Source organism: Nitrosomonas ureae (assembly GCF_900108305.1).
In the GTDB taxonomy this organism is placed as follows: Bacteria; Pseudomonadota; Gammaproteobacteria; order Burkholderiales; family Nitrosomonadaceae; genus Nitrosomonas; species Nitrosomonas ureae_B.
In genome coordinates this window covers 125,326-131,823 of the sequence record NZ_FNUX01000007.1, presented here as the reverse complement: position 1 = coordinate 131,823, position 6,498 = coordinate 125,326, and the positions used below count along the sequence as shown (strand labels likewise).

Annotated in this window: 7 protein-coding genes; 2 read left to right on the top strand and 5 right to left on the bottom strand. The window is 42.8% G+C overall.

The window, feature by feature from the left end; genetic code table 11:
- On the bottom strand, positions 1 to 252 hold a 252-nt coding region (gene tnpA, locus C4S39_RS06235), incomplete at its 3' end, for an IS66 family insertion sequence element accessory protein TnpA (protein WP_103966178.1).
- A 55-nt stretch (positions 253 to 307) separates the two neighbouring features.
- On the opposite strand from tnpA, the gene C4S39_RS06230 reads away from it, so the two are divergent.
- Positions 308 to 1,903, top strand: a complete 1,596-nt coding sequence (locus C4S39_RS06230) for a tetratricopeptide repeat protein (protein ID WP_103966167.1) — start codon at positions 308 to 310, stop codon at positions 1,901 to 1,903.
- A 54-nt stretch (positions 1,904 to 1,957) separates the two neighbouring features.
- On the opposite strand, the gene folP is transcribed toward C4S39_RS06230, so the two are convergent.
- The 3 genes from folP to C4S39_RS06215 all read right to left on the bottom strand — a co-directional run bounded on the left by folP (position 1,958) and on the right by C4S39_RS06215 (position 5,574).
- Positions 1,958 to 2,740, bottom strand: coding sequence for a dihydropteroate synthase (gene folP / locus C4S39_RS06225; protein WP_258039311.1), 783 nt, complete (start codon positions 2,738 to 2,740; stop codon positions 1,958 to 1,960).
- 128 nt (positions 2,741 to 2,868) lie between these two features.
- Positions 2,869 to 4,785, bottom strand: a complete 1,917-nt coding sequence (ftsH, locus tag C4S39_RS06220) for an ATP-dependent zinc metalloprotease FtsH (protein ID WP_103966165.1) — start codon at positions 4,783 to 4,785, stop codon at positions 2,869 to 2,871.
- A 171-nt stretch (positions 4,786 to 4,956) separates the two neighbouring features.
- Positions 4,957 to 5,574, bottom strand: coding sequence for an RlmE family RNA methyltransferase (locus C4S39_RS06215; RefSeq protein WP_103966164.1), 618 nt, complete (start codon positions 5,572 to 5,574; stop codon positions 4,957 to 4,959).
- Between the two features lie 30 nt (positions 5,575 to 5,604).
- On the opposite strand from C4S39_RS06215, the gene C4S39_RS06210 reads away from it, so the two are divergent.
- On the top strand, positions 5,605 to 5,958 hold the full coding sequence (locus C4S39_RS06210) for a YhbY family RNA-binding protein (RefSeq protein ID WP_103966163.1): 354 nt from the start codon (positions 5,605 to 5,607) through the stop codon (positions 5,956 to 5,958).
- Between the two features lie 15 nt (positions 5,959 to 5,973).
- On the opposite strand, the gene greA is transcribed toward C4S39_RS06210, so the two are convergent.
- The gene (gene greA / locus C4S39_RS06205) at positions 5,974 to 6,450 is read right to left on the bottom strand and encodes a transcription elongation factor GreA (RefSeq protein ID WP_103966162.1); all 477 of its coding nucleotides are present in this window, start codon (positions 6,448 to 6,450) and stop codon (positions 5,974 to 5,976) included.
- Between the last annotated feature and the right edge of the window lie 48 nt (positions 6,451 to 6,498).

The window sequence follows — 6,498 nt, the reverse complement described above, 5'->3', positions numbered from 1 at the left end:
ATTTGTCGACAGTTCGAGTGTATGACCCCCTGAACAGCGTAGTTTTAAATAACCTGATACCGATGCAACTGGTGTGATCTTCGCCGGTATCAACGAAATCGGTTGATTGTGTTTCTGCACATCGCGATAAGTCCGTAGCCAATTCCCAAATGTCTTGCTGTTCAGACCATGATCACGGCAATATGCCGCCTGAGATAGGCCACTCGCTTCCCATGCTTTGATATGCCCCCCTTGTCGCTCCCGTGATGTCATCGGCTAACCTCCGTGAAAATATTCGAGGATAGCCAGATCTATTTCTAATTTTTAGATGGTCGGGTTGGACGCTTACACTAGACTTGGTCAGTATGAAGAAGCCTTGCCTTGGCTTGAGCGCAAATTACAAATCAGCTCTGATGACTATCTTTGGTTGCTTACCTATGCAGATGCCTTGAATCAATCTGGATATGCAGACAGAGCTTGGCAACTGCGTAAATACGCTTTGTTTAACATAAGATCCCGTTTCAATAAAATCGGAATTGAATCTAACAAAGAGATTAAGGAGTTACTGCATCCAATATATCTAGCGTTGGTTCGGGATATGGAAGGTGCAAATGCTGAAATATCTACTTTAAAAAGACTTCTTGCAAAAGGATACAGTGATCCTGTTGTCCAAGAAATGCTTGTGGCAGCATATCTCTCCCAGAGAAACTACTCCACCGCTCGTTATTGGCTATTGCACAACCATATTGCCAGGCAAAATACACCGACTTGGCAGCGCCTTGCATTAGCTTTGGCGGAAAATAATCTCATCGTTGCTGAGCAAATTCTTAGGAATGAAAATGATAAGCTTACTGAGTTAAATAAAATAGAGACGCTCAAGAAGCTTAATAGAAATAAAGAGGCTCTAGCATTAACTTATAATCTACTTGAATCACATAAAGAGCAGCCAAATCTGCAAACATATCTTTTTCAATCCAGAGATGAGTTGGTTGTAAAAACAAGTAAACAAGTAATTGGAGGTTTTGATTACAGAAAGCTGGGAGATGTTAGTTTTATAGAAAGTCGGGCGCGTATTAATTCGCCTTATCTGAATGGAGCGTTGGCACTGGAACTAAAAAATACTCTATTGGATTCCTCAAGACCTGATCTTATTTTTCCCGCAAAAAATGAAATAGACGTAATGGCAGAATTTAAACATCCCCTGCGAGCAGGAATGTTTCAGGTTAATCTAGGTGGCAATCTCAGAGAAGACAAGTCTCTAGCTTACAGTACATTTAGATTTAACCATGATATCACTAATATATTAAAAGCAAATCTTCGTTTAAGCGTAAATGAATTGAGTAATGAAACAGGAGCGTTTCGAGCGCTCGGTGCAAAGGATACAATTTTGCTTGGCTTAACTACTCAGTTAACCCGTCAGACTTCCTTTAATGTGGATATTGACGGACATCGTTATACAACTAGAGAAGGGAGTAATCTTGGTAAAGGCTATAAGCTACAATCGATTTTGGGAACTACTTTACTCACAGGTAACCAGCATTGGCAGATCAGACTCCAAGGTGCATGGGAAAGCAATCAACTTGCATCAGCACTACCGACTGAATTGAATGGGTTGTTGGGAGCTTCCAGAGAAGAAGTGCTAACCCTGATCCCGAAGTACTTTGGTACTATGGGTGCGGGTACAGTTTTTCGTTATGGGGCATCTGACGAGGGTGTGCTAAGACGTCCTTTCCTGCTTACAGACGTGTGGGCAGGATGGGTATGGCCTGCCGATTCTTTAGGGTATAACGGACGAGTATCTATGGGGATTTCAATATTGGGTTCTGACATGCTCAGCGCCGGAGCATTTTATAGTAATATCCAAGGTGGGAGAACTAGTCAGCCTTTTATGGGAGCTGGTCTTCAATATTCAATTCGCTTCTAGGTTGTGTTGTCACAAAATATTTACCACTATGCAATTTACCGATAGATAAGCTTCTTATTTATCATAATCTCGCATTGAAGTATAGATAGCAAGAGCTGCTTTACTTGCTTTGACATCATGCACACGCACAATTTTGGCACCTTTAATTACAGCAAGCAAGGCTGCGGCAACACTCTCATGCAGTCGCTGATCTACATTGTTTCCGGTAATTGCGCCCAGCATGGATTTGCGAGACAAGCCTGCTAATATCGGAATGCCTAATGTGGTGAATTCATTGAGTCGATTAAGTAATGAGAGATTATGTTGCAATGTTTTGCCAAATCCAAAACCAGGATCGATAACCAGCCGGTTAACCGTAATACCTGCTGCATTAGCCGCCTGGACTCGTTGTTGTAAAAAAATTTTTACCTCAGAGACAACATCTATGTATTGCGGATTGGTTTGCATACTTTGCGGTGTGCCTTGCATATGCATCAAACAAACCTGCACATGGTTATGCGGTGCTACAGCTTCCAGTGTTCCTGGGTTGCGTAGTGCATTAACATCATTAATCATGAAAGCTCCCGCCTCGATTGCATGTTTCATTACTTCAGGCTTGGAAGTATCTATGGAAATAGGGATGCCGGTGTCTGCGAGTGCTTCCAGTACGGGTATAACACGTGTTAATTCTTCATCAGCATTGACATACTGGCCTCCGGGACGCGTTGATTCTCCACCAATATCAAGAACATCGGCGCCTTCGCCAATGAGGTTTCTTGCATGTGCAATGGCTTGCCGGGTGGACAAAAAGAGTCCACCATCTGAGAAGGAATCAGGAGTTACGTTAATAATTCCCATTATTAACGGCCGATTCGATGAGGCGATAAAATCGTGGGGGAATGAGAGCACAGTAAGAAATGAGCGAGTAATTAAAAACGGGATACGGTGTTATAAAACCGTATCCCGTTAGTTAAGTTGTCTTATGGTTAATCAGTTTCTTTCGCGACCTCTCGCGGTGACGGCGATTCGCTTTGCTCTTCAGCATCTTCCGTTGAAGATTCATCGTTTGCAGCTGACGATATGATTTGTGGCGGTTTAGGTGGGCGCGGTGGGCGACCCTCCATAATATCCTTGATCTGGTCGCTATCAATCGTTTCCCATTCCAGTAAAGCCTTGGTCATAGCCTCAATTTTGTCTTTGTTTTCTTCAATGAGTTTGCGTGCAATAGCATATTGTTCATCGACTATGCGGCGAACTTCCGCATCAACTTTTTGCATGGTTGCTTCACTCATGTTTTTATGCGTAGTTACTGAGCGACCAAGAAAAACTTCGCCTTCATTTTCACCATAAACCATTGGGCCAAGTTCGTCAGACATCCCCCACTGGGTTACCATTTGCCGTGCTAAGTCTGTCGCACGTTCAAAATCATTCGATGCGCCGGTGGTCATTTGCTTCATGAAAACTTCTTCGGCTATACGTCCGCCAAACATCACCGAAATCCTTTGCAGTATTTCCTCGCGCTCCATACTGAAACGATCTTCTGTCGGCAGTTGCATCGTCACACCTAAAGCGCGGCCTCTTGGAATGATTGTTACTTTATGAACCGGGTCAGTTTTTGGTAGTAATTGAGCTACTACGGCATGCCCTGATTCATGATAAGCAGTATTTCTACGTTCATGTTCCGGCATAACCATTGAGCGTCGTTCTGCACCCATAAATATTTTGTCTTTGGCACGTTCAAAGTCATCCATATCCACCAGGCGTTTGTTACTTCGAGCCGCAAACAGCGCTGCTTCGTTGACTAAGTTCGCCAAATCGGCACCCGACATACCAGGCGTACCACGCGCAAGAATATCTGCTTTTACATCAGGTGACAGCGGAACTTTGCGCATATGAACATGCAGAATTTGCTCGCGTCCACGTATATCAGGTAATGGCACCGTTACTTGACGGTCAAAACGACCAGGGCGTAACAAAGCTGGATCCAATACATCGGGGCGGTTGGTTGCAGCGATTACAATTACGCCCATGGCACCTTCAAAACCATCCATTTCTACCAATAACTGATTAAGCGTCTGTTCGCGTTCATCATTTCCCCCACCTAGACCAGCGCCACGTTGACGGCCTACCGCATCAATTTCATCGATAAAAATAATGCAAGGCGCATGTTTCTTGGCTTGCTCAAACATATCACGAACTCTGGATGCACCCACGCCGACAAACATTTCAACGAAATCTGAACCGGAAATGCTAAAGAACGGCACCTGAGCCTCTCCAGCAATAGCTCGAGCAAGCAGCGTTTTTCCGGTTCCTGGACTACCTACCATCAAGACGCCGCGTGGGATTCGCCCCCCCAGTTTCTGGAATTTTGTTGGGTCGCGCAGGAATTCAACTAGTTCAGCAACTTCTTCTTTAGCTTCCTCACAACCGGCAACGTCATTAAAGGTTACGGTATTGGCTGATTTATCGAGCATGCGTGCTTTACTTTTTCCAAATGAGAATGCACCACCGTTACGCCCGCCACCCTGCATTTGGCGCATGAAAAATATCCATACGGCTATCAGCAGAAGCATTGGGAACCATGAAATAAAGATACTCATCAACATGGATGGCTCTTCTTCCGGTTTTGCTTCAACGATAACACCAGCTTTCAACAGATCGCTTACCATCCAAGGATCGGATGGAGCGTATGTCGTGAAACGCCGACCATCAGACTTTGTCCCTTTAAGTGTACGTCCTTCGATAATAACTTTAGCAATTCTGCCTTGATTCAATTCGGTTATAAATTGCGAGTATTCCATAGGCACTTGCGTCGGTTGACGAACGCTGAATTGATTAAATACAGTCATCAACACTAGTGCAATTACCAGCCAAATGGCCATGTTTTTAATTAAGTTATTCAAGATAGCTCCTTGGTTTGCACCTAAAAATCATCAATTAGTTACTCTAACTTCTCTTTACTATAACAGAATAGTTCGTTTTTAATAATAAATGTGCTATCGGATTCTCACCCTACTACTAACTTTTACTGTAATCACTGAGGGAATCCATTCATTTCTGATTCATTTCAATGATTACTTTTTTCCTAACCCCAATAAATATAATTCATTGCTGCGATCACGCGACGCTTTAGGTTTTCGTATAATCACGTTTTTAAATCCAGCGCGCATATCGAAAAGGAATTGATCAAAATCTCTGCCTTGAAAAACTTTGACTAGAAAATTTCCGCCATAGTTCAGTTGTTCTGTTGAGAAGGCTAACGCCAGTTCTGCTAAATACATACTTCTGGCCTGGTCGCTGATAACGATTCCACTCATATTGGGTGACATATCTGAAATAACAAGATCGAGTTGATCATCTCCTAAATGTTTTTTTAATTCAACGATGGCGCATTCCTCTCTAAAATCACTTTGAATAAATTCTACACCGGGTAACGGCGCCATCTCAAGAATATCAACCGCAATAACTTTACCACCGCGACCTATTTTATGGCTGGCTACCTGAGACCAACTGCCGGGTGCTGCGCCTAAATCAACAACAGTTAATCCTGGTTTTAATATTTGATCTTTTTCAGTAATTTCAAGCAATTTATACGCAGCACGCGAACGATATCCCTCTTTCCTTGCTTGTTTGACAAAAAAATCATTGACATGCTCCCGCATCCAAGCTTTACTGGTTTTAGCACGTTTCATCAAGTAGAATGATATGTTTGAAGAGAATTTATGTTAACACTAACTATTGCTCATCGGCGTGAATTAAAAGCACAAGCGCATGCGTTGAATCCGGTTGTGATGATTGGAAAATCAGGATTATCCCCCAGTGTTATAGAAGAATTAGATCGTGGATTATCAAGCCATGAATTGATTAAGATCAGGGTATTGATAGATGATCGGATTGCCAGAAGCGAGTTGTTTGAAAAGATATGCCAGCTGTTAAATGCTGCACCTGTGCAGCATATTGGTAAAATTTTTATTATTTATCGACCTCGGCCAGAAGAGGCTGAGAAACAGCAGGAGCGTTCATCACAAAAAAAGACCAGGACACCTTTTCGTACCAAGCGAAGTTTCCAGAACTGAATTTGATAGCAATTCCTAGATGTATTTGACATTCAATATTTCGTATTCACGAATACCGCTAGGCGCATGAACTTCTGCAATATCTCCTGCATATTTACCAATAAGCGCACGTGAAATGGGAGAACTGATGGATATTTTTCCATCCTTAATGTTAGCTTCATCATCTCCTACAATTTGATAAGTCACCACTTCGCTATTTTGCAAATCTTCCAATTCAACTGTGGCACCAAAAACACAAGCGCCGTCTGCATTGATGAGAGTCGGATTAATGATCTGCGCGCTAGAAAGCTTACTTTCCAGTTCGGCGATACGTCCTTCAATAAATCCCTGTTTTTCCTTAGCAGCATCATATTCAGCATTTTCTGAAAGATCGCCATGAGCACGTGCTTCTGCAATTGCGGCAATAACAGCAGGGCGGTGAATCGTTTTCATATCATGCAATTCTTTACGCAATGCTTCAGCTCCGGTCACGGTTAAGGGAATAGTACTCATTGTAATTTTTTGCCTTTCATTTTTATCCTATTTCTAAAAGTCGAGTCC

Bases quoted from the DNA above. Each gene is read 5' to 3' on its own strand.
- C4S39_RS06230 (WP_103966167.1), top strand. From the start codon at position 308: ATGGTCGGGTTGGACGCTTACACTAGACTTGGTCAGTATGAAGAAGCC.
- folP (WP_258039311.1), bottom strand. From the start codon at position 2,740: ATGGGAATTATTAACGTAACTCCTGATTCCTTCTCAGATGGTGGACTC.
- C4S39_RS06215 (WP_103966164.1), bottom strand. From the start codon at position 5,574: ATGAAACGTGCTAAAACCAGTAAAGCTTGGATGCGGGAGCATGTCAAT.
- C4S39_RS06210 (WP_103966163.1), top strand. From the start codon at position 5,605: ATGTTAACACTAACTATTGCTCATCGGCGTGAATTAAAAGCACAAGCG.
- greA (WP_103966162.1), bottom strand. From the start codon at position 6,450: ATGAGTACTATTCCCTTAACCGTGACCGGAGCTGAAGCATTGCGTAAA.